Source organism: Streptomyces albicerus (assembly GCF_008905045.1).
GTDB classification, from domain to species: domain Bacteria; phylum Actinomycetota; class Actinomycetes; order Streptomycetales; family Streptomycetaceae; genus Streptomyces; species Streptomyces albicerus.
Genome location: NZ_VWMY01000094.1, coordinates 12,378 through 32,825 on the forward strand (window position 1 = coordinate 12,378; position 20,448 = coordinate 32,825).

Genomic DNA, 20,448 nt, shown 5'->3' on the forward strand with positions numbered 1-20,448 from the left:
CGTCGGAACGGTCAGAAGCGGAAGCGCAGGTCGGAGCAGCCGCGTCGGTTCACCTGGTCCTGTGCGAACTGCTCGAACATGCGCTGCTTGGCCGCCTTGCCGACACCGGGGATGTCGTCGGAGGCGCTGAGGGCGTAGTTGGCGGCCTCGCCGTCGCAGCGGGCGGTGGCCGTCATGGACCGGAACTCGCCGTTGGTGTCCTCGAAGTTGAGGCGGTTGCTCCAGTCGCCGTACCAGGCGACGAAGGTCATTCCCTTGCCGTCCCCGTTCTCCCCGTCCTCACTGGAGAGGTCGCAACGGCCCGTTGGCGCGGCGTTGTTCATGCCCGCCTCGACGCGCCAGCTCTCGCTGTCCGGCAGTCCGGCCCTGGTCACCCACTCGCAGCCGGTGCCCTTCGTCTGCGCCACCGGCACCAGCCTGGGGTCGTCCCCGGGGTCGGCCGGCACAGGGTTCCCCTTCGGGGCCTTGAGCGGCTCGGCGCCGCAACCCAGCCGGTCCGAGGACGAGTTGGCGAGCGCGACCACCGCCTGGTACGCGGCGCCCGGCACCCCGTGCAGCGTGTCCCGGCCCGTCCACGTGCGGACCAGGAGCTTGGCCTGCCGTCCTTCGGAGTCCTCGGGGAGGTCCGGGCAGGGCATCAGAAGCTGGATCACGCCGAAGTGGTCGATGAAGCCGGGCAGCCCCTCGGGCACCGCGGACTGCGAGGAGAACCCCTCCTCCGGGAACGCCCTGAAGAACTCGCGGTCCACGTCGTCGCGCCGGGTGTAGGCCTCCATGCTGATGAGCCGCGAGTCGTTCACCTCGTCGCCCTCCAGGGTGAGGCCGCACCAGTACGAGCCCAGCGCGTCGGTCTGCCGGGACTCCTCGCTCTCCAGATGCGCGTCGTCCGGCGTCAGCTTGTCCACGACGTCCCGGGGAAGTGCCCCGCCGCACGCGTCGCCGGCCAGCATCCAGTCCCGCGCGTACGGCTCGGCCACGTAGCCGCCCACGCTCAGGACCACCGCAGCCGCCACCGACACCTTGATCCAGCGCCGCACCGTTTCCGACCCCCGTCACACCCGCACCAGCGTTCACTCCGGCCTCACGGCCGCGCATGGGCCCGGACCCTACTCGGCACCTCCGATCGCCTCGCACCCCACCCCGGACCCCTATGGCACTCAGTTCCCTGATCGGAGCACACTCAGTGCCACTCTCCCCTCGTCCGGTGCTAGGTTCCCCACCATGAGCGAGGCACCCCCTCCCGACCAGGCGGCCGCCGTGACGCCCCCGAAGCCGCCGATGCGGGACTCCCTCGTGGCGGCGGCGTTCCAGCTGTTCCTGGAGCGGGGGTACGAGCAGACCACCGTCGACGACATCGTGGCCCTCGCGGGCGTCGGACGGCGGTCGTTCTTCCGGTACTTCCCGTCCAAGGAGGACGTGGTCTTCCCGGACCACGAGCGCTGCCTGGCCGACATGACCGAGTTCCTGGGCAGGAGCGGCGACGCGGACGACCCAGTGGCGCGGGTCTGCGACGCGGCGCGCCTCGTGCTGCGCATGTACGCCCAGAACCCGACGTTCTCGGTCCAGCGCTACCGCCTCACCAGGAGGGTCCCGGGGCTGCGGACGTACGAACTCTCGGTGGTCTGGCGGTACGAGCGCGCGCTCGCCGAGTATCTGCGCGGGCGCTTCGCGGGGCAGCGCGACGGGACGCTGCGGGCCGACGTGATCGCCGCGGCCGTGGTCGCCGCGCACAACAACGGGCTGCGGTCCTGGCTGCGTTCGGACGGCAAGAGCGACGCGACCGCGGAGGTGGACCACGCGCTCGCCCATGTTCAGCAGGCCTTCGGGCCGAGTCCCGACCCCGCCGGTCCGGCAGCGGGATCGACGGAGGACGACGTGGTCGTCGTCATCTCGAGGCGCGGTGCGCCGATGTGGCGGGTCGTCCAGGAGATCGAGACCACCCTCGGCCGGGATCCGGACTGATTGAGGGTACTGAGTGCCTTTACGAGTGGCACTGCGTGCCATAACCTGAGAGTCGTGCACGGCGCACCGCGCACTTTCAGACTGCATCGCACACTTTCAGATTCCGGCCCGGCGCAGGGAGATGACATCGTGTTCCACCGAGGAAGCGGGACCACGACGGGCGTACTCGACCCGGAGGCCGCGAGGACCACCGGTCCGGCCGAAGAGGGACTCTTCTACCAGCGCTGCCGCTGGTGCGGGACCGCCATGTTCCACCGGCTGCTCTGCCCGGTCTGCGCGGGCAGCGATCTACGTACGGAACGCAGCGCGGGCCTGGGCGTCATACGCCATACGACCGTCGTCCAGCGCAATACTCCGGGCGCGCGCAATGTGTCGCTCGTCGAGCTGGCGGAGGGATTCACCGTCCGCGGCCGGGTGTCGGGGCCGCTCGTCGCGATCCGTACCGGCGACCGCGTCCAGCTCAGCACGGCGTCGGATCCGGTGCGCCGCGAGCCGGTGTTCAAGCTCTGCGAGGAGCCGTACTCCGGCTGGCACTGACGCGCGGCGGGCGGGCGCCGTCTCGGCGACACTGGCAGGGACAGATGCCCGCGCAGAGCATGGAGGAGCCCATGCACGCCAAGGACGTTCTCGTCGACGCATACGGTCGCATCCAGGAGGAGGTCCACGCCGTCGTCGACGGCCTCTCCCCGGACGATCTCAACGCCCGCCTCGACGACCGGGCCAATTCGATCACCTGGCTGGTCTGGCATCTCACCCGCGTCCAGGACGACCATGTCGCCGACGCCTTCGGCCTGAAACAGATCTGGCTGTCGCAGGACTGGGCGGACCGCTTCGCCCTGGGCCTCCCCAGCCGGGACACCGGCTACGGCCACACCCCGCACAAGGTCGCCAAGGTCCGCGTGGACTCGGACGACCTGCTGCTCGGCTACTACGACGCCGTCCACGAGCAGACACTGGCCGCCCTGCGCGAGCTGCGCGCCGACGACCTGGACCGGGTCGTCGACGAGAACTGGTCCCCGCCCGTCACCCTCGGCGTCCGCCTGGTCAGCGTCCTCTCCGACGACCTGCAGCACGTGGGCCAGGCCGCGTTCGTACGGGGAAGCCTGGAACGCCGCTGAGGCGAGCCGAGCGATGAGCACGCCGGCGTTCACCATCGTGCCGCGCAGCGTGCGCTTCAACGCGTGCGGCGGGAGCGGCAGCCACGGCAGGCGGTAGCGAGCGGGGCGCCGGCGCGGCGGGCTCTTCGGGCTGGACGTCATGGCCGAGCTCGACGATCGGCTGCCAGGGGATTGTTGAAACGCCTCTTCGTTTGCACCTGCACTTCGGCCCGGTCGAGAACGGCCGCACCGCGCGAGGCCGAAGCAATCGGGCGGCTGCACCCCTGGGTCGGCGAGATGGCCGCGTACTCCTTCGGATGGTGCGAGGCAGGCGGCGCACCGGCCACCACCGCCGCGGGCGGCAAGGGGCTGCGGCCGGCCCTTGCCGTGCTGGGCGCGGAGGCCGCCGGGGCACCCAGCGGCGCGGGAGTGACCGCGGCCGTCGCGGTGGAGCTGGTGCATACGTTCTCGCTGCTCTACGACGACATCATGGACGGCGACCCGACCCGGCGCGGCCGCCCCACGGTCTGGAAGGCGTACGGCACGGGCCCGGCCGTCCTCGCGGGCGACGCGCTGTTCGCCCTGGCCGTGGAGACCCTGGCCTCCGCTCCCGGCGCCCAAGTCCCGTCAGCCGTACGCCACTTGTCCACCGGGCTCAACGACCTCGTACGCGGTCAGGCCGACGACCTGCTCTTCGAGCCCCGCCCCTGGACGGGCCCGGAGGCGGTCCGCCCCGACGAGTACCGGGCGATGGCCGAGCGCAAGACCGGCGCGCTGCTGGGCTGTGCCGCGGCCCTGGGTGCCGTACTCGCCGGAGCCCCACCAGCGACGATCACCGCGCTCGACCGCGCCGGCCGCCATCTCGGCGTGGCCTTCCAAGTGATCGACGACCTTCTGGGCATCTGGGGAGACCCCGCCGTCACGGGCAAGCCGGTCCACGCGGACCTGCGCAGGCGCAAGAAGACGTTCCCGGTCCTGGCCGCCCTCGGCACTCCGGCCGCAGCCCGGCCACTCGCCCGCCTCCTGGACTCCGCCGAGACCGTCGAAACCCTCGACGAGGCGACCGCCCGCCGTGCCGCGACCCTGATCGAGGAGGCCGGTGGCCGCACCGCCGCCCTGGCCGAGGCCCACCGTCACATCGCCGTCGTCGACAGCTGCCTCGACAGCCTCCCGTCGGCTCCCCACACGGCCGACGACCTGCGTGCGTTGCTGTCCTTCCTGGCACGCCGCGAGATGTGACCGCAGGAGGCGTCCAGCCGCGTCCAACCCCTTTGTCACCCCAGCCTATTGACGCCATAGAAAGCCCTTGCCACACTCACCGCCCGCCATAGAAAACGCTTGCTGTCGAACGTCGTCATGCAAGCGGCAAACCCCCACACAGGAGAAGACGAGATGGGACGCAGAGCCGCACCTCACCTCACTCGCAAGACGGCAAGAACCGCCAGGACCGCAAGGACCCGCAGGCGCCGGGCCGGTGTCACGGCCGCGTGCGCCACCGCCTTACTCACCGGGGCGGCCATGCTCACGGCCCCCGCGAGCGCGGCCCCGCAGCAGGCGGCGGCAGCGTGCGGCGAGGGTTCGTACCAGGCCGAGGCCACACTGAGCGGCAGCACCTGGACCGCCCGGCGCGGCAGCAGTGTCGTCTACACCGGCACCGACATGCGCGCCGCGATGCAGGCGGCCGTCAACAGCCTTACGGCGGGCCGCACTTCGAAGGAACGCGTCGTCGTGCGCGGCTCGGGCAGCATCGGCGCCGGATCCAGGGTGTCCCTGCCGAGCTACACCGTGCTCGACGTCTGCGGCACCATCAACGTCACCGGTTCGGGCTCCGGCGACCAGGCCCCGGTGTACGCACGCGGCGCACGGGACATCGAGGTCCAGCACCTCAACCTCACCGGCACGCCGCTGTACGGCATCTTCATGCGCAACGTGCAGAACGTCGTCCTCGGCCAGATCGACATGCGCCTGTCGCGCGGTCTCGGCGTACGCATCGACAACCGCGGTGACACCAGCCAGTGGACGCGCAACGTCCGTATCGACAGCGTGTACGTCTCGGGGGCGAGCAGCCACGCCGTGGAGACGTACGGGGTCGACGGCATCACCATCGGCACGGTCACCGCGCGCAACGTGGGCGAGTCCGGTCTCCTGCTGAACCAGACCATCAACGCCAGCGTCACCAAGGTCGACGCGGACGGCGCGGGCGCCGGTACCGGTTACGCGGCCTTCCGCATGGCCAACCGCAACGGCCGCGTCGGCAGCGGCTACCCCACCAACATCCGGGTCGGCGAGGTCGTCGCGCGCGGCGGCGGCCGTGGCGTCTTCTGCGTCTCCGAGAGCGGCGGCGCGACCATCGACCGGGTCACCATCTCCAACACCGGCAACAACTCGATCCTGATCGAGAACTGCTACAACGTGAACCTCGCCGCCCAGAGCGGCAGCGTCACCGGCGGCGGCGAGATCCGGCTGGCCGCGCGCTCGGAGTTCCCGAACAACTCGGACATCACCATCCAGAACCTGAGGGTGACCGACTCCGCGATCCGGGAGAGCCCGTGCGGTAACAACACGACGTTCCGCAACAACACCCTCGTCAACAGCAGCCAGAACATCTGCTGACGCTCCCCTCGACGCGGGTGGCGGCCACATGCACAAGGAACGAGCGTGGCGGCCGCCACCCGCACCCGCACCCGCACCCGCACCCACAGCCACAGCCACAGCCATCCTGACCAGCGCCGTTGTCAGTGGCTGCTTCTAGGCTCGGGGTCATGACGGCACACGCATCCACCGGCTCGGGGCGGCCCTATGTGGTGGCTCATGCGGCCGTCTCCGTGGACGGGGCGACCACGGGCTTCGTACCGGACACGGGACGGTTCTACGAACTGGCGGCCACCTGGCACGAGGACGTCACCCTGACCGGGGCGGACACGATCCTCGCTCAGGAGCGGGCACTGGTCACGGCGCCCCGGCCCGGTCCCGCCCCGGACGGGCCGCTGCTGGCCGTCGTCGACAGCAAAGGGCGCGTCCGGCAGTGGGAGGCGCTGCGCGAGGTCGGGCACTGGTCGGACGTACTGGCCCTGCGCGCTCGGGCCACGCCGCCGCGACCCGCACGCCTGCCGGTGGCCGAGCTGGTCGCGGGAAGCGACCGCGTCGACCTGGCCGCGGCATTGAGCGCCCTGGGCCGACGCGAAGGTGTCGAGGTCGTTCGGGTGGACAGCGGCGGCTCCCTCACCGGCGCCCTGCTGGAGGTGGACCTGCTCGACGAGGTGAGCCTCCTGGTCCATCCCTGCCTGGCCGGCGCACAGGGCACGCGGAAGTGGTACGGCTCCGCACCGCGAGCGGCCGGCCGGCTCGACCTCACCGGAAACGAAACACTCGACGACGGACTCGTCTGGCTGCGCTACCGCCCGGCGAAACCGCCCCTTCCCTGAACGCGTACGACGGAGGCGGCGCTCGGCCCGTCAGGTGCCTGCAGGTCGCCCAGGGGGATGGCCCGGTCGACGCGCCAGGGAGGACGGTCTGGAGCTGGGTGTGCTGCGGCAGGGGCGGGGCGACGGGACGGGCGTGCCGCGCGACTGCGTCTGCCCGAAGGCTTCAGTCGTGAGGTACGAGTCGACGGGACTCAGGTGACAGGTGATGACAGGTACGGAGACCACGGGGATGATCCGGCTCGACCTGCCGGACGGCACACCGGTTCTTGTTGAGGCAGGTACCTGACGAGGAGGCCGGCACCGATCCTCCGCGCCACGGCTCAGTACGGCAGGAGCCGGCCCGAGGGTGTCCTCCGGTCGATCGTCGTGTCGCGCGGAGTGCTCGTGCGGCGGCTGGTGCGGATGCGGATCCGGCGGTTCATGACGCCCTCCTCGTTCCGGATACCACCAGGCTCCGCGTGATCGCGGCCCCGCACATCGTGCTCATGGAGGCATCCACCCTGCCCCCGCGGCAGCAGTCACCAGGGCTTGGGTACTCCCCGGGAAGGACGCGGGCCCCTACACGCAATCGTCAGCGGCGCGGCTCCGGGCCCCAGAACGACGGTCCTCCACCGCGCCACTCGATGAGCGGCGACACGGTCACCTCGTTGTCGTCGAACTCCAGGCCGGCGCGGCGCAGGAACTCGACGACGTCCAGGAGGTGCATGGCGATGCCGATCGGCTCGCCGTGGACCGTCACGCGCCGACCGCCTTCGTCCTGCGGCGGATGCACGATCGCTACCGGGTGTTCGGGCATGCTTCCAGCGTCCCCCGGACCGCCCGTCGGCGCATCCGGGAGGGACTGTGTTCTCGGCGTTCCCGGCAGTCGTACCTCTGCTGGACATGGCCGATGATGCCGGGCCTGGGACCTGAGATTCTTGTAGCCGTAGCCCCCGCTGGGCGGTACCAACCGCTTGCCGGAGTCCCTCGTCAGTGGCCCGGCCGCAGGGCGTGCAGCAGCAGTGGCAGGGAGCGGTGCAGTTCGCGCTCCCAGTAGGGCCAGTTGTGGGTGCCGGGTCCGTAGAAGTCGGTGGTGAGCCGTACTCCGGCGGCCTTCAGCCGGTCGGCGACGGCGTGGTTCATCTCGTTCAGCACCGCCTCGAGATCGTCGTGGGCGCCGGGCGCATCGAACGGACCGGCGGTGCCGTCGCCGCTCGACAGGAAGACGGGGATCGAGCGCAGCCGGTTCGCGAGGTAGTACGGGTCGTGCGCCTCCCAGATGGCGCGCTGGGCCACCGGGTCGCCCCACAGGGCGAGTGGGTCCTCGCCGAAGTCCTTCAACAAGTCCATCAGGCCGGACGGGAAGTCGCCGTGCAGGGGATGCACCACGCCGCTGTAGCTCGCCGCTGCCCGGAACATCCCGGGGTGGTGCGCGGCGTAGAGCAGGGAGCCGAGGCCTCCCATGGACAGCCCTGCGATCACCCGGCGGGGGCCGGCGCCATAGCCGTGCTCCAGCAGCGGGCGCAGCTCGCGCAGGTGGAAGGTCTCCCAGGCCGGCGGGCCGCCGTTGCCGTGGTTCCACCAGTCGCTGTACCACCCGGCCGGTCCGCCCTCGGGCATGACGACCAGTGTGTGGCGGAGCTGCGGCAGCGTCGCGACGTCGGTTTCTCGGGTCCAGCTGTCATACGTGTCGCAGCAGCCGTGGAGCAGGTACAGCACCGGCCACCGCTGGCCCTTCCGCCGCTCGTTCCAGCCGTCCGGGGTCAGCAGCCGCACCTTGGCGGTACGGCCCAGCGCGGGCGATGAAACGGTCAGGTCGACCAGCCGAGGGCCGACCTTCTCCTCAGCCACGACCCGGGGGCCACCGCTCCCGCCCTCGCCGCCGACGGCCGCGGTCGCCGTCCCGGGCAGGACCGCCATGACCAGGGCGGCCAGGACTGTCCAGATCAACAGGCGGGCATGGCCAGAGCGCACGGCGGACCTCCACTCCCAGCGAACCGATCAGCTTCGGATCGGTACCACCGGGGAGCGTACGGATCGCTGGGGTATGCGTCACTACTCCAGACGGCTGAGGTTCGACGGAAGGCAGAGTTCCAGCGGTAGTTGAGGATGTGAGTGGGCGTCAGTTGTGTCACAAGGGGCGCCCTGGACAGCATCGGCCTGCCGATTGCCGAGAAGGCTATTGTCACGAAAAATTGAAAATGTCAGGGTCGGCGCATGCCTCCTGCGTTCATCGGTTCGTCCCCCTACTGCTACGCCAACTCCCTGGCGATGACCCTGGGCCCGCAGTCGCCCCCGCCGTCGGCGATCGAGGTGCTGACCGGGTCACCGTTCGGGGCGCAGTTCGTCGAGAGCGGTCTGCCCCATTTCGATCCGCCGGGCTGGGATCCCGACCTCGGCCTTGACCAGGCCATAGGGCTGCTCGGCTGGACCTGTCGGCGTACCACTGGCGGTGCGGTGTCGGAGGCCCTCGGACGGTTGCGGGAGGCCGCCAGGTCGGGCCCGGTGCTGGTCGGCCCCGTGGACGTCGGCCTTCTCCTGCACCAGCCGTGGTCGCCCGGCATCGCCAGCGGCGGTGACCACTGGGTGGTCGTGCTCGACGTCGACGACCACCGGGTGCTCTTCCACGACCCCGACGGCTTTCCCTTCGCGACGCTGCCCGTCGATGCCTTCGTCGCGGCGTGGCGGGCCCAACTGGTGGACTGTGCGGGCCCGTTCACGATGCGCGGCGACTTTCGGCGTACCGACGAGGTGGACGTCCGAACGGCGCTGCGCCGTTCGCTGCCCGCTGCGCTGCGCCGGCTGACCGGCCCCTCCCCGACCGGCTCTTCGGTCGCCGTAGAACGTCTCGCCACCGCCGTGGAAGCCGGACTCGACGACCGCACGCGCGGGCATCTGACCGGCTTCGCCGTGCGGGTCGGCGCGCGGCGCCGCGCCGACGCCTCTCGCTGGCTCGGGGAGCTCGGTGCATCCGGCGCCGCCGCTGTCACCGACCACCAGGCACGGCTGCTCGGCCGCCTGCAGTACGACCTGGTCACGGGTGACACACCGTCAGCCGCAGCCGGGCTGCGGCAACTGGCGGGAACCTACGACGCGTTGCGCACCGAGCTCGCGTCGGCCGTCACCGTTCTCCGGTCGGTCCGAGGAACAGGCCCCCATTGACCTCGAGCGTCTGGCCGGTGACCCAGCGCGCGTCCTCCGAGGCGAAGAACGCCACGGCGTCACCGATGTCGGCCGGCTGTCCGTGCCGGCCCAGCGCGACCATGGCCGCGACCTTCTGCTGGGACTCCGGATTCCCCTGCAGCCAGCTGTTCATGTCGGTCTCCGTGATGCCCGGGGACACGGTGTTGACCGTGATGCCCCGGGCACCCTGGGAGTGGGCGAGGGAGCGCGTGAAGACGTTGAGCGCGCCCTTGGACATGGCGTAGACGATCTCCGGGGTGGCGAACCAGGTGACGCCCGAGGAGACGTTGATGATGCGTCCGCCGTCGCGCATCAGGGGCAGGGCGCGCTGGGTGATGAACAGCGGCGCCCGTACGTTGACGGCGAACAACCGCTCGTACGACTCCGGCGTGGCCTTGTCGATGGTGGCCGTGTAGTCGACGTAGGCGGCGTTGTTCACCAGGATGTTCAGCGGGCGCCCGCCAAGGCCTGCCTCCAGTCCGGCGAACAGGGTGTCCACGTCGCCGTCGACGCCCAGTTCGGCACGTACGGCGAAGGCCTGGCCGCCGGCCCGATGGATCGTCTCCACGGTTTCCTGCGCGGCCTTCTCGTTGGTGCCGTAGTGCACGGCGACCAGCGCACCGTCGGCGGCCAGCCGTTCCGCCACGGACCGGCCGATGCCCCGCGAGGCCCCGGTCACCAATGCCGTCCTGCCGGTCAGATCACTCATGCCCAGCCCCACCCTCCGACGCATGTTAAGGAACGATCCCTAACATAGGCACACGAGCCCGCTCCGAGCAAGGCCCGACGTAAGGGAACGCCTCCTAACATCGATAGACTGCCGGCTGTGAGCAAACCGGCAGCGACCCCAGAGACCCCAGCCACCACGGCCACGAAGCCCGCCAAGCGACGCAGCTCGGCGCAGACCCGTGAGCACCTGCTGCAGGTCGCCCACGACCTCTTCTACTGGCACGGCATCCGGGCCGTGGGCGTGGACCGGATCGCCGCCGAGGCCGGTGTCGCCCCCACCACGCTCTACCGGCTGTTCGCGTCCAAGGACGACCTCATCGCCGCGTACGTCGAGCGCGGCGCCGATGACTACCGGGAGTGGTTCACCGCGGCGACCCGGGCCGACGGCCGAGGCGTACGGGAGCGGATCCTGGCCCTGTTCGACGCGCTCCTCGTCCAGATCCGCCCCGACCAGTGCCGAGGCTGCCCCTTCCTCATGTCCCTGGCCGAGTTGCCCGAGGCAGGGCACGCGGGCCACCGCCAGGCGGTGGCCCTCAAGCAGTGGGTCAGGGAGCAACTCGGCGAGCTCACCGAGGAGTTGGCCGGAACCGCGCCGCTCGCGGACCCGTCCCTGCTGGCTGATCAGCTCACCCTGGTCATGGAGGGCACGTACGCCTCCGTCCAGGCCCTCGGTGTCGACGGTCCCGCCCGGCAGGCCCGCGCCTTCGCCGAGGCGCTTCTGCCGGACGCCGACCACGCGGAGGAGCCCGGCCTCGAGCCTGCTCCCTGAAACACGCCTGCCACGTTGAACCGCGCCAGGCTCATACTGTGTGGCACACGTCACTGAAACCGGACATGCCGCCCGGACAGATCAGGATGTGACGCCAGACAACCTCAGCGCTCCGCCGGACGACACGGGTGCGCCACCGTCCTCCGCCGGGGACGACGACGAGTACGTGCGCCTCTTCCAGCCGCGCCATTGGCCCCCCGAGCCGTCCAGTCGACTTCGTCTCGTGCGGCGGCTGTTACTGCGGCTGCCGTACGGCGACCTCCCTCGCGCGGCCGGCCTCGCGGCGACGGTCACCGTGCTCGTGCTCTGTGCCGGCAACGCCGTGGCCCGGGCCTTTCCTTTCGGGCCGCGCAGCCGCAGCGTGAACGACCTCGGCAACCAATACGTGCCGTACCACGCCCATCTCTGGGACCTGCTGCACGGCCGCGCGCAGGGGGATCTGTTCCTCAACTGGCGGTCCGGGTTCGGGGCGAGCTTCCTGCCCGACCTGGGCACGTATCTGACCAGCCCGTTCGCTCCGCTGGTCGCTCTCTTCCCCCGCGACGGGATCGACCTCGCGGTCTTCGTCATCACGGTGCTGAAGATGGCGATGGCCGCCGCCCTGATGGCCGTCTTCCTGCTGGTGCTCCGGGACGGTCCGTGGTGGGGTGCCGGGCTGCTCGGTGCCTCGTACGGCCTGTGCGGATGGGTGTTGGCGGACGCCGTCTACAACACGATGTGGCTGGACGGCCTGATCGCTCTCCCCTTGCTCTTCCTGGTCGGCGAGTGGACGCTCACGGGCCGCCGCCCGGTCCTGGGCGCTCTGGTCGTCGGCCTCTGCTGGATCGCGAACTTCTACACCGCCTACATGGCCACCCTGGGAGCGGGACTGCTGCTGGTCACCCGGCTGCTGATGACGTCCCTTCCGGTACGGCGCCGGCTCGGGGTTCTGCTGCGTGCCGCAGGCACCTGCGCGCTGGGGATCGGTCTCTCCGCACCCGTGGTGAGCACGGTCTACTTCGGCACGCTGCACGCGTATCCGGGCCGGACGAGCGTGTTCTCGCCCGTACCGGCCGAGGACGTGGTGGCCCGGCTGCTGCCCGCCACATACGGCTTCGGCAGCCCCGCCCTCTACGTCGACGCCGTGGCGCTGCTGCTGGCGCTGAGCCTGCCCTTCAACAGGGCGGTTCCGGGGCGAGTGCGGCTCGCCCTGTCGGGTGCGGTGCTGGTGACCGTGCTGTCGCTGCAGTGGGCTCCGGGCAATCTGGTCTGGAACGCCTTCACCACGCCCAACGGCAGTCCGTACCGGGCGGCGTTCGTCGTGTGCGGGCTGTTCGTGGTCGGCGGGTGGGTGTCCTTCGCGTACGGCCTGGCGAGGGGAACGGCGTTGCCCGCCGCCGTCGGGCTGTTGGCGCTCATCGTCGTGGGCGCCGGTACGAGTGACCTGGTGAACGTCTGGACGCTGCCCGTCACGGTCGTCGGGGCGATGGTCGCCGTGGTCGCCGTGCGGGGCATCACCAGGGCGGGGCCGACGTCCCGCTCCGCCCTCTGGTGCGTCGCGTTGCTGGCCGCGGCCCAGGCCGGGCAGTCCGTGGCCACGACCGCGTTCACCGAGGCGTCGCGGGTGGCGCAGAAGGACGACTACGCGACCTGGGGAGACCGGCACAGCAGTCAGCGTGCGGCGATCGCCCACGTCGACGCGTGGCCGCGTCATCGGACGGAGCCCGGCAGGGAACAGACCGTGGGCAACGATCCGTTGCTCGTCGGCGGCCAGGGCGCCCAGTACTACAGCAGCCACACCTCCGACGTCCTCGCCCGGACGCTCATCGCGCTGGGCGACGGATACACCTCCCGAGGCCGTGCGCCGCAGAGCCTGGACAACCCGGTGGTGGACGCCGTCTTCTCGGTCGGCGCACGCCTGCACTCACCGCCCGATCCGTACCAGGGCTGGTATCCGGACACCGGCGACTCCGTGCGTGTCACCCGGCAGGCCGTGCCGCCCCTGATCACCGTACGGCCGCCGGGCCCGGTCCCCGCGTTCGGCGCATCTGCCTTCCGCAACCAGGAGTTGCTGCTCGGCGCCCGGGTCTACACCCTCCCCCGGCTCACCGTCGCCCGAGGCGAGGGACCGGCGGAGCCCGTCCGCCGTTCGTACGAGATCCCCGTCCGCGACCGGCCCTGGCGGATCACCGGTGCCTGCCCGTCCGGAAGCACGCTGCACATGTGGGCGCCGCACTATTCGGGCACCGCTCGCCAGAGCTCCGGGACCGCTCCGGTGGGCCGGTTCCTCGCCGACCGGAAGCCGGTCACCAAGATCGCCGGGATGCAGCCGCTCGGGCCTGTACCGGCATCGGGCCGCTTCACCGTCGTCCTGCGCCCGGACAAGCGCGGCGGGACGCTCCCGGACCGGGCGATCGGCTGTCTGGACCCCGGCAGGCTGCGTGCGGCCAGCGACCGGCTTACGGCCACCGGCGCGCGCGAGGTGTCCGTCGGCGGGCACGGCTTCAGCGCGACACTCCCGCGTGGAACCGGCGGTGTCGCGGTCTTCGCCGCTCCGCGTATCGCCGGCTGGCGGTGTGCGGCGGGCGACGCGGAGTTGCGGCCCGCGGACGACTACCTCGGCCTGGTCGCGATCCGTCTGGACGGCACCGCCGACTCGGTGCGCTGCACCTTCCGGCCTCCGGGGCTGCGCCTGGGCGCGGCCGTCGGAGCCGGCTCCTTCCTCGTCCTCGTCCTGCTCGGCGGTGGGCTCGCGCTGCGCGCCCGCCGCACCACCACTTCGGGAGAGCCATGCTGATCTCGGTCGTCGTTCCCTGCTTCAACGAACAGGACGTCCTGGACGGATTCCACCGCCGCCTCGGCGAGTGTGCCGCCACCATGGACGACGCATTCGAGTTCTTGTTCGTCGACGACGGCAGCGAGGACGGTACGTTGGCCGGCCTGCGCCGGCTGGCCGCACAGGATCCCCGGGTGCGTTTCCTCTCCTTCAGCCGGAACTTCGGCAAGGAGGCCGCCATGCTGGCGGGACTGCGCAACGCCTCGGGTGACGTGGTCGTCCTGATGGACGCGGATCTCCAGCACCCTCCGGAGCTGATCGATCCCATGGTGCGTCTGCATGCGCAGGGCTTCGACCAGGTGATCGCCAGGCGGACCCGAACCGGTGAAGGGACCATGCGTTCCCTGGCCTCGCGGTGGTACTACCGCCTCGTCAACCGCTTCATGGACGTCGAACTCGTCGACGGCGTGGGCGACTTCCGGCTGCTGTCCCGCAGGGCCGTGGACGCCGTCCTCGCGCTCACCGAGTCCAACCGCTTCTCCAAGGGGCTGTTCGCCTGGATCGGTTTCCCGGCCACGACCTTCACCTACCAGAACGCCCTGCGCGAGCGGGGCAGCAGCAAGTGGACGCCCGGCAGGCTGCTCAACTACGGCCTGGACGGCCTGTTCTCCTTCAACAGCCGCCCCCTGCGCACCGCGCTCCATCTCGGTCTGTTCCTGCTGCTGGGCGCGGTGGGGTACGCCGCGTGGATCATCGGCGCGGTCTTCGTGCGGGGTGTCGACACTCCCGGGTACGCCACGCTCCTCACGGTCGTCGTCGCGCTCGCGGGGGCCCACATGGTCATGGTCGCCGTCGTCGGAGAGTACGTCGGGCGCATCTACTACGAGGTCAAGCGACGCCCGCACTACCTCGTCAAGGAGGTCGCACCCCAGCCGTCCGCCGCCGCCCTCTGCGCTCCGGCGGGCGACGCCGAGCCCCACGTACTGGACCCGCGCTGATGGGGAGCCAGTTGGTGCGCTTCGCGCTCGTGGGGGTGGTCAACACCGTCCTGTACTACGGCATTTACGTCCTGCTGCTCCTGTGGTTGCCGTACCTGGCGGCACACCTGTCGGCCCTCGTCCTCGCGACGGTCGCCTCCTTCTTCCTCAACGCCCGGTTCACGTACCGCACGCGGCCCACCTGGGCGAAGTTCCTGCGGTTTCCGCTGTCCACCCTGGTCAATCTCGCGGTGACCACGGTGGGGCTGCGCCTCCTGGTCGAGACGGCGCACGTGCACAGCCGCCTCGCGCCGCTCCTGGCCGCCGCGGCCGCCGTGCCGCTCACGTTCGTGACCGCGCGCGATCATGCTGGCGGGGACCACGGAGCACGGCGAGGACGGAGGGGGCCGCGTCATGAAGGCCGTCGAGCGGCTCGGCCGGTGATCAGCAGACCGGGCCCGGTGCGGCCGCGACCGCCTTGAGCAGGTCGCGTACGAGGGCGTAGTCGATCCGTTCCGGGTTGCGGAACCGCAGGCACCCCTTGCCCATGTCCTGCCCGGCGAGCCGGTCCTCGAAGGCCTCCCGGACATCACCGCGCATGAGGTAGAAGGAGATGTACTGCTTCTGGCTCGCGAACGCGATCTCGGCGACGCCGTCCCGCTCGTAGGCGGGCATCCCGTACGCCATCATCTCGGCGAAGCCGTCCAGTTCCGCCCGGCACAGCTCCCGCAGCCGCGCCAGCGCCGCGCGGCGTTCCTCGGGCACCTCGGCGAGATACCCGTCCACGCTCCCCGCGTCACTCCTGACCATGCCGTCCAGCGTACGGTCCGAGGTCGAACCGCCGGGCAACCGAATCCGGGGAAACGCCGGCCGAACGGGCGTCACGACAACGGGCGTCACAACGACGAGGCAGCCTCCGGCGGGCATGCCGTATCGGCGGGGCGTTCGCCCTGGTGGGCGGCGGTGGGGACCGTGCGGACACCGCGCGGCGGAACGACGTCGGCGTGTGCCCCGGTGCGGGGCACACGCCGATTGATCGGACCGTTCAGTACGCGACGGTCATTGCTCGACCGCCGAGAGCAGTCCGGTGACGGGGGCGGCCGGGTCGGTCACCTAGCGCGGCTGTCGGAGGTTGTTCACCTTGTTGAGCGCGGAGAGCTGACTGGAGACCCTCGGGACCTGGGCCTGGCGCTCCGGGGGGATGCCGCTCACGGCGAGTGAGTCGATCATCGAGATGGGGTTCAGCTGTCCCGTCTCCGGGGCGGCGGTGCCAGCGTTCGCGGACGGTACGGCAAGGCCCGTGACGCCGACGGCGAGGCCAACGGCGGCGACGATACGTCGTGTTGAGATCATGCCTTGAGCAACGGAGGCGGGCCGTCCACGGACACGGCCGCACCCCGCCGCTCACCCGGGAGGCGCATCGGTCGGGCTGCGCTTGCCGTGGCCCGCGCGCCGGAGGAGGCTCGGAGGAGAGGCCGAGAGCGGCCCGCTCCGTACGGGCCGCGGCCTTCGCCAGTGGTCCACAAGGAGGTCCATCATGGGCACCGCGGCAAGCCCCGGCTTCGACACCGAAGCGCTGCGCAGGGGCATCGAAGGCCAGGACGCGGCGGCACTCCTGTCGCTGTACACCGACGACGCGGAAATGCGCGTCGTCGACCGCAACACCCAGCCCAGCCACCCGAAGGTCATGCACGGCCGCGAGCAGATCCGCGAGATGCTCGACGACGTCTACAGCCGCGACATGACCCACAAGCTGGAGCAGTGCGTGGTCCAGGGCGACCACGTCGCCTACACGGAGTCCTGTCAGTACTCCGACGGCGTCAAGGTGCTCGCGAACTCGATGATGTCCCTGCGGAACGGCAAGATCGCCGAACAGACGGTGTTGCAGGCATGGGACGAGGAAGCGTAGGACGAAGAGCGGGAAGGGACACGCCGAGGGTCCAGGTCACGTCCCGTCCGACCTGGACCTTCTCGGCCTGGAGTCGGCCGGGCCGGCTTCTGCGGCCTCGACCAGTTTCCGGAGCAGGTCGGCGAGTGCTCGTTTCTCTTCTTCGGTCAGCACGGAGAGCAGCGCGTTCTCGCCCTGTTCTTCGGAGGCCGCGTGCTGCTCGAACGCGTCGTATCCCGCCGCCGTGAGCCGTACGTGGACGCGGCGGCGGTCACCCGCGTCGTGCGTACGCGTGATCAGGCCGGCGTCCTCCAGCGGGCCCAGCCGCGCCGACAGCGCGCCCCGGGTCAGCCCGAGCAGCTCGGCGAGCCGCGACGGGCTCGCCTCATAGGGCGGGCCGAGCCGACGCAGGGTCAGCAGCACCTTGAACTGCCAGTGCTTGAGCCCGTCGGAGTCCAGCGTGTCCCGGCGGGCCTGCGCCGCGTGGCGCGCCAGGATCGCGAGCCGCGCGAAGATCGCCTCCTTCACCGGGTCCATCCAACCGAGCTCCTTCGACCAGAGCTCGACATGCCGGTCGACCGAGTCACCCATCGGTGCCTCCCCCTGCCTCGCAATAGTTTTCTTGTGGATAGTTTTTCTGATTACTACCTTCCGGGCCATGACCAATTTCCCGGACACCATGAACTTCCCGGCCGCGACGAAGGCGAGCACGACCCACGCCGTCCTCCCGTTGGACGAGGTCGTCGCGGCGGCGCGTGAGCTGGCTCGGGCCGGCCGGTGGCAGCGTGCCGCGGACCTCCTGGGCTCGGCTGCGGTGACCGAACCGCACGACCGGGCGGCTCTCGCCCTCGCCTGCGCGGAGATCGCCCTGGAGCGCGACTGGTTCGGCGGCACCGACGGCGCGGCCGAGCCGATCGCCGCCGCGCAGCAGGCCTTCGACGGGCTCACGGAACCGGTCGGGCTCTGGGACCTGGAGTTCGTACGGCTGCGGCACGCGTACTTCCGTCAGCTCCTCGGCGACGGCACGTTCCGGTTCGGGCCGGCGGGCAAGGACCCGGCCGAACTGGCGCAGCTGCGACGGCATGCGGAGGAACTGTGCGAGCGGGCGCCCGACGACGTGCGAGGAGGCTGGGCGCGGATGTACCTCGGCCTGATCGTCGGCAACCTCTTCGCCGAGCGGGACGCGGCCCCCGCGCACTACGAACTCGCCCTGCGTGCCGGGGAGTCGGGCGACGACCTGCTCGCCCGCGAGGCCCTGCGGCACCTCGGCGACCAGGACCACGACGACGGGGACCACGCGCGGGCACGGGAGCGCTGGACGCGGGCGACCGGGCTCGGGGCCCGGGGCGGGCACGTCCCCGGCACCCTCTCCCAGCAGTTGCTGCTGGCCGTCCTCGCCCGCGACGGCGGCGACGAAGCGGCCTCCACGGCCCTCGCGACGGAGGTCGCACGGTGGGCGGGAGCGCTCGGCGCCGTACGGATCGAGGCCCAGGCGACCGGGTTCCTGGCGGGCGCCGACCCGACGGCCGGGCCGGAGAGCGAGTCCTGATCCTGACCGCGGTGGGTCGGCCCCGGCTGACCCGCGAGGAGGACATCAAGCCCGGTGCCGTCGCGGTCGACGCCGGGTACAACCCTGGCAGCATCGGCGACGCCGACTTCGACTCCGCCGTGGAGCGGGCCTCGCTGATCACGCCGGTGCCGGGCGGTGTCGGCCCGACGACGATCGCCGCGCTGCTGGAGCAGGCCGTGGACGCCGCCGCCCGGCAGCTCGGGGTGTGATCAGCGCATCCAGGCGCTGTACTCCATGACGTCGCCCGCCTTGAGGCCCCACTCGGGCTCGTCGGCGGTGGCGGTGCTCTCCAGGCCGAGGACGGCACCGGTGACCGGGTCCATGATCAGCATCCGGCGGGCGCCGGAGCCGTCGTACACGTACGCCTGGCCGCGCCGGTCGAGGCGGTCGGTCACCCGGCCGACGGGCCGCAGCCCCTCGGTGTCCGCCAGGAGTCGGGCAAGCGCCGCGTGCTCGCGGGCGCCGAGGGTCCAGTGGTCGAGCAACACCCCTACGGCGTCCAGCAGTTGGGGCGTGGTCAGCGGGGTGTCGCTGTACTGCGCCTCTTGCAGATAGGCGCGCAGCCGCGTGGCGTCGTGCGGGGGCGGAGACTCGGGCGGGGCGTCGCTCCAGCTCGGCGGGAACGTCTGCTTGCTGATGACGTGTCCGTCGTCGACCAGGCGCGGATCGCCGTCCTCGTCGGAGAGGATCGGCCGGCCCGGGTGACGCGGGTCGGTCGCCACGACCAGTTCCGTGTGGCTGTCGTCGGCCTTCCAGCGCACGATGCGCTCCTCGGCGAGCGTGACCGGCGGCTTGTCCTGCGACATGCCCATGCTCCACGACTGCACATGCGTGCCCTTGCGCAGGCCGGGCGAACCGTCCGCCGCGGCCTGCGCGGCGCGCTCGGCCAGCCGGTCCAGGGATACGGGGGTGGCGTCGGCCCGGACGACCAGCGGGCGGGGCGCCGCCACGGCGGGGGTGGTGTTCGGGCCCGCGACGAGGAGGGCGAGAGCGGTCACGGCGACGACTGCGGCCGTCGCGAGGGCCCAGACGAGGCGCGTACGGCGGCCGGGGCGTCGGCCTTGCAGGAGACGGCTGAGGCTCGTGCGTCCGGGCCGTCGGCCGGTGAGGCGTCGGCTCGGGACGCTTCGCCCGGGGTTCTCACTGTGCGGCGACTGCCCCCGATCCTCGCTGTGCAGCAACTGGTCGAGGCGGCGCTCGGCGTTCTGGTCCAGCGGGCCGTCGCCGAAGTGGGGAGCGCCGGACGGCACCGGGTTGGCGCGGCGCAGCAGTTCGAGTTCGTCAGCCATGGCGCTGCTCCTTCGGGGTGTCGCGGCGGGGCGTTTCGGTGCCGGCGGCCACGGTGGTCCGCATGCGGTCGACCTCGGCTCTGAGGCGTCGGCGGGCGCGGTGCAGCCGCATCGCCGCCGCCCGGCTGCCGCAGCCGAGGGCCACGGCGACCTCGTCGATGCCCAGTTCCTCCCAGGTGGTGAGCCGCAGCACCTCCTGATCCACCGGGGAAAGCCGCGCCAGCGCGTCGTGCACCCAGGCGCCGGGCGGCTCGGAATCAGGGCTGTCCACTATCTGCCTGCCGTGCGCGGTCTCGTCGTGGCCGAGCCTGTCGAGCAGCCGCCGACGGCGCCCGTAGCCGCGTACCGCGTTGGACAGGCAGTTGCGCGCCACGCCGTACAGCCAGGGAAGGGGGGACGCGGGCAGGTCGGACCGGCGCCGCCAGGCGACGGTGAACACCTCCGCCACCACTTCCTCGACTTCGCTCGTCCGGCCGTCCAGTCGCCGCGCAACGTAGCGGCTGACCGCCCAGTAGTGCTCGCGATAGGCAGCGGCGAAGATCTCGTCGTTGCTCATGTTCCGTAGGTGTCCGGCAGGTCCTCGATCGTCACACCTGTGTTCGGTGATCCTTGTCGCTTCGCTCAAGTGTGACGCCGGGCCGGGCCGCGGACACAGGCGGGGCATGGAGAGCAACACTGTCACCGCGGCGCTCGCGCCCTTGCCCGCGAGCCGTCGTCCGGGAATCGCCGCCGTCCGCTGGCTGACCACCACGGACCACAAGACGATCGGCACGCTGTATCTGGTCACGTCGTTCGCGTTCTTCTGCATCGGCGGCGTGATGGCGC

The 20,448-nt window shown here is 71.2% G+C and carries 22 protein-coding genes and 1 pseudogene; 14 read left to right on the forward strand and 9 right to left on the reverse strand.

Translation table 11 applies throughout. From position 1 onward, the window contains the following. Positions 1-11 precede the first annotated feature (11 nt). Entirely contained in the window at positions 12-1,037 is a 1,026-nt protein-coding gene (locus GAS53_RS48265) for a hypothetical protein (protein WP_151484138.1), read from the reverse strand. Between the two features lie 241 nt (positions 1,038-1,278). Here GAS53_RS48265 and GAS53_RS48270 point away from each other — a divergent pair, with 241 nt between their 5' ends. The 6 genes from GAS53_RS48270 (at position 1,279) to GAS53_RS48295 (ending at position 6,484) form a co-directional block, all read left to right on the forward strand. Then, positions 1,279-1,962 carry a TetR family transcriptional regulator gene (locus GAS53_RS48270; protein WP_192583621.1) on the forward strand — a complete coding sequence of 228 codons (684 nt, stop codon included), beginning with the start codon at positions 1,279-1,281 and terminating at the stop codon, positions 1,960-1,962. A 126-nt stretch (positions 1,963-2,088) separates the two neighbouring features. After that, positions 2,089-2,499 carry a Zn-ribbon domain-containing OB-fold protein gene (locus tag GAS53_RS48275; protein ID WP_404829426.1) on the forward strand — a complete coding sequence of 137 codons (411 nt, stop codon included), beginning with the start codon at positions 2,089-2,091 and terminating at the stop codon, positions 2,497-2,499. A gap of 71 nt (positions 2,500-2,570) precedes the next feature. Then, positions 2,571-3,080, forward strand: coding sequence for a mycothiol transferase (locus GAS53_RS48280; RefSeq protein ID WP_151484141.1), 510 nt, complete (start codon positions 2,571-2,573; stop codon positions 3,078-3,080). Between the two features lie 171 nt (positions 3,081-3,251). Then, the gene (locus tag GAS53_RS48285; protein WP_404829424.1) at positions 3,252-4,298 is read left to right on the forward strand and encodes a polyprenyl synthetase family protein; all 1,047 of its coding nucleotides are present in this window, start codon (positions 3,252-3,254) and stop codon (positions 4,296-4,298) included. A 153-nt stretch (positions 4,299-4,451) separates the two neighbouring features. Next, entirely contained in the window at positions 4,452-5,672 is a 1,221-nt protein-coding gene (locus GAS53_RS48290) for a hypothetical protein (RefSeq protein WP_151484143.1), read from the forward strand. A 149-nt stretch (positions 5,673-5,821) separates the two neighbouring features. Further along, positions 5,822-6,484: a RibD family protein gene (locus GAS53_RS48295; protein ID WP_151484144.1), complete on the forward strand. Its 663-nt coding sequence runs from the start codon at positions 5,822-5,824 to the stop codon at positions 6,482-6,484. Positions 6,485-7,055: 571 nt separating this feature from the next. Here the strand turns inward: GAS53_RS48295 and GAS53_RS48300 are convergent. Then, positions 7,056-7,280: a hypothetical protein gene (locus GAS53_RS48300; protein ID WP_151484145.1), complete on the reverse strand. Its 225-nt coding sequence runs from the start codon at positions 7,278-7,280 to the stop codon at positions 7,056-7,058. A 173-nt stretch (positions 7,281-7,453) separates the two neighbouring features. After that, positions 7,454-8,383 (reverse strand): alpha/beta hydrolase, encoded by a 930-nt coding sequence (locus tag GAS53_RS48305; protein ID WP_151484159.1) that lies wholly within the window; start codon positions 8,381-8,383, stop codon positions 7,454-7,456. A 297-nt stretch (positions 8,384-8,680) separates the two neighbouring features. Between GAS53_RS48305 and GAS53_RS48310 the strand changes: the two genes are divergently transcribed. Continuing rightward, positions 8,681-9,625 (forward strand): hypothetical protein, encoded by a 945-nt coding sequence (locus GAS53_RS48310; protein ID WP_151484146.1) that lies wholly within the window; start codon positions 8,681-8,683, stop codon positions 9,623-9,625. Here the strand turns inward: GAS53_RS48310 and GAS53_RS48315 are convergent. Continuing rightward, positions 9,585-10,355 carry an SDR family NAD(P)-dependent oxidoreductase gene (locus GAS53_RS48315; protein WP_151484147.1) on the reverse strand — a complete coding sequence of 257 codons (771 nt, stop codon included), beginning with the start codon at positions 10,353-10,355 and terminating at the stop codon, positions 9,585-9,587. The genes GAS53_RS48310 and GAS53_RS48315 overlap by 41 nt on opposite strands. Before the next feature lie 117 nt (positions 10,356-10,472). Here GAS53_RS48315 and GAS53_RS48320 point away from each other — a divergent pair, with 117 nt between their 5' ends. The 4 genes from GAS53_RS48320 to GAS53_RS48335 all read left to right on the forward strand — a co-directional run bounded on the left by GAS53_RS48320 (position 10,473) and on the right by GAS53_RS48335 (position 15,358). Continuing rightward, the gene (locus tag GAS53_RS48320) at positions 10,473-11,144 is read left to right on the forward strand and encodes a TetR/AcrR family transcriptional regulator (protein ID WP_151484148.1); all 672 of its coding nucleotides are present in this window, start codon (positions 10,473-10,475) and stop codon (positions 11,142-11,144) included. 88 nt (positions 11,145-11,232) lie between these two features. Then, positions 11,233-13,920 (forward strand): YfhO family protein, encoded by a 2,688-nt coding sequence (locus GAS53_RS48325; RefSeq protein WP_318724226.1) that lies wholly within the window; start codon positions 11,233-11,235, stop codon positions 13,918-13,920. Next, positions 13,914-14,897: a glycosyltransferase family 2 protein gene (locus GAS53_RS48330; protein ID WP_151484149.1), complete on the forward strand. Its 984-nt coding sequence runs from the start codon at positions 13,914-13,916 to the stop codon at positions 14,895-14,897. Before GAS53_RS48325 ends, GAS53_RS48330 begins: the two co-directional genes overlap by 7 nt. Then, positions 14,897-15,358 carry a GtrA family protein gene (locus tag GAS53_RS48335; protein WP_151484150.1) on the forward strand — a complete coding sequence of 154 codons (462 nt, stop codon included), beginning with the start codon at positions 14,897-14,899 and terminating at the stop codon, positions 15,356-15,358. The genes GAS53_RS48330 and GAS53_RS48335 overlap by 1 nt, the downstream gene beginning before the upstream one ends. On the opposite strand, the gene GAS53_RS48340 is transcribed toward GAS53_RS48335, so the two are convergent. Both GAS53_RS48340 and GAS53_RS48345 read right to left on the reverse strand, forming a co-directional pair. Continuing rightward, a complete protein-coding gene (locus GAS53_RS48340) occupies positions 15,321-15,686 on the reverse strand; it encodes an iron chaperone (protein WP_151484151.1) in 366 nt (121 codons plus the stop codon). The genes GAS53_RS48335 and GAS53_RS48340 overlap by 38 nt on opposite strands. Positions 15,687-15,989: 303 nt before the next feature. Beyond that, positions 15,990-16,229, reverse strand: coding sequence for a hypothetical protein (locus tag GAS53_RS48345; protein ID WP_151484152.1), 240 nt, complete (start codon positions 16,227-16,229; stop codon positions 15,990-15,992). Positions 16,230-16,413: 184 nt separating this feature from the next. On the opposite strand from GAS53_RS48345, the gene GAS53_RS48350 reads away from it, so the two are divergent. After that, on the forward strand, positions 16,414-16,785 hold the full coding sequence (locus tag GAS53_RS48350) for a nuclear transport factor 2 family protein (protein WP_151484153.1): 372 nt from the start codon (positions 16,414-16,416) through the stop codon (positions 16,783-16,785). Positions 16,786-16,821: 36 nt separating this feature from the next. Here the strand turns inward: GAS53_RS48350 and GAS53_RS48355 are convergent, their stop codons facing one another. After that, positions 16,822-17,355: a MarR family winged helix-turn-helix transcriptional regulator gene (locus tag GAS53_RS48355; protein ID WP_151484154.1), complete on the reverse strand. Its 534-nt coding sequence runs from the start codon at positions 17,353-17,355 to the stop codon at positions 16,822-16,824. Positions 17,356-17,422: 67 nt separating this feature from the next. On the opposite strand from GAS53_RS48355, the gene GAS53_RS48360 reads away from it, so the two are divergent. Next, complete coding sequence (locus GAS53_RS48360) at positions 17,423-18,313, forward strand: hypothetical protein (RefSeq protein ID WP_225859587.1); 891 nt, start codon at positions 17,423-17,425, stop codon at positions 18,311-18,313. A 5-nt stretch (positions 18,314-18,318) separates the two neighbouring features. Next, positions 18,319-18,543: pseudogene (locus tag GAS53_RS48365) on the forward strand (bifunctional 5,10-methylene-tetrahydrofolate dehydrogenase/5,10-methylene-tetrahydrofolate cyclohydrolase); the annotation flags it as partial. Here the strand turns inward: GAS53_RS48365 and GAS53_RS48370 are convergent. Together GAS53_RS48370 and GAS53_RS48375 are read right to left on the reverse strand one after the other, a co-directional pair. Next, complete coding sequence (locus GAS53_RS48370) at positions 18,544-19,623, reverse strand: CU044_5270 family protein (RefSeq protein WP_151484155.1); 1,080 nt, start codon at positions 19,621-19,623, stop codon at positions 18,544-18,546. Further along, on the reverse strand, positions 19,616-20,179 hold the full coding sequence (locus GAS53_RS48375) for an RNA polymerase sigma factor (protein WP_151484156.1): 564 nt from the start codon (positions 20,177-20,179) through the stop codon (positions 19,616-19,618). Before GAS53_RS48375 ends, GAS53_RS48370 begins: the two co-directional genes overlap by 8 nt. Positions 20,180-20,448: the final 269 nt, after the last annotated feature.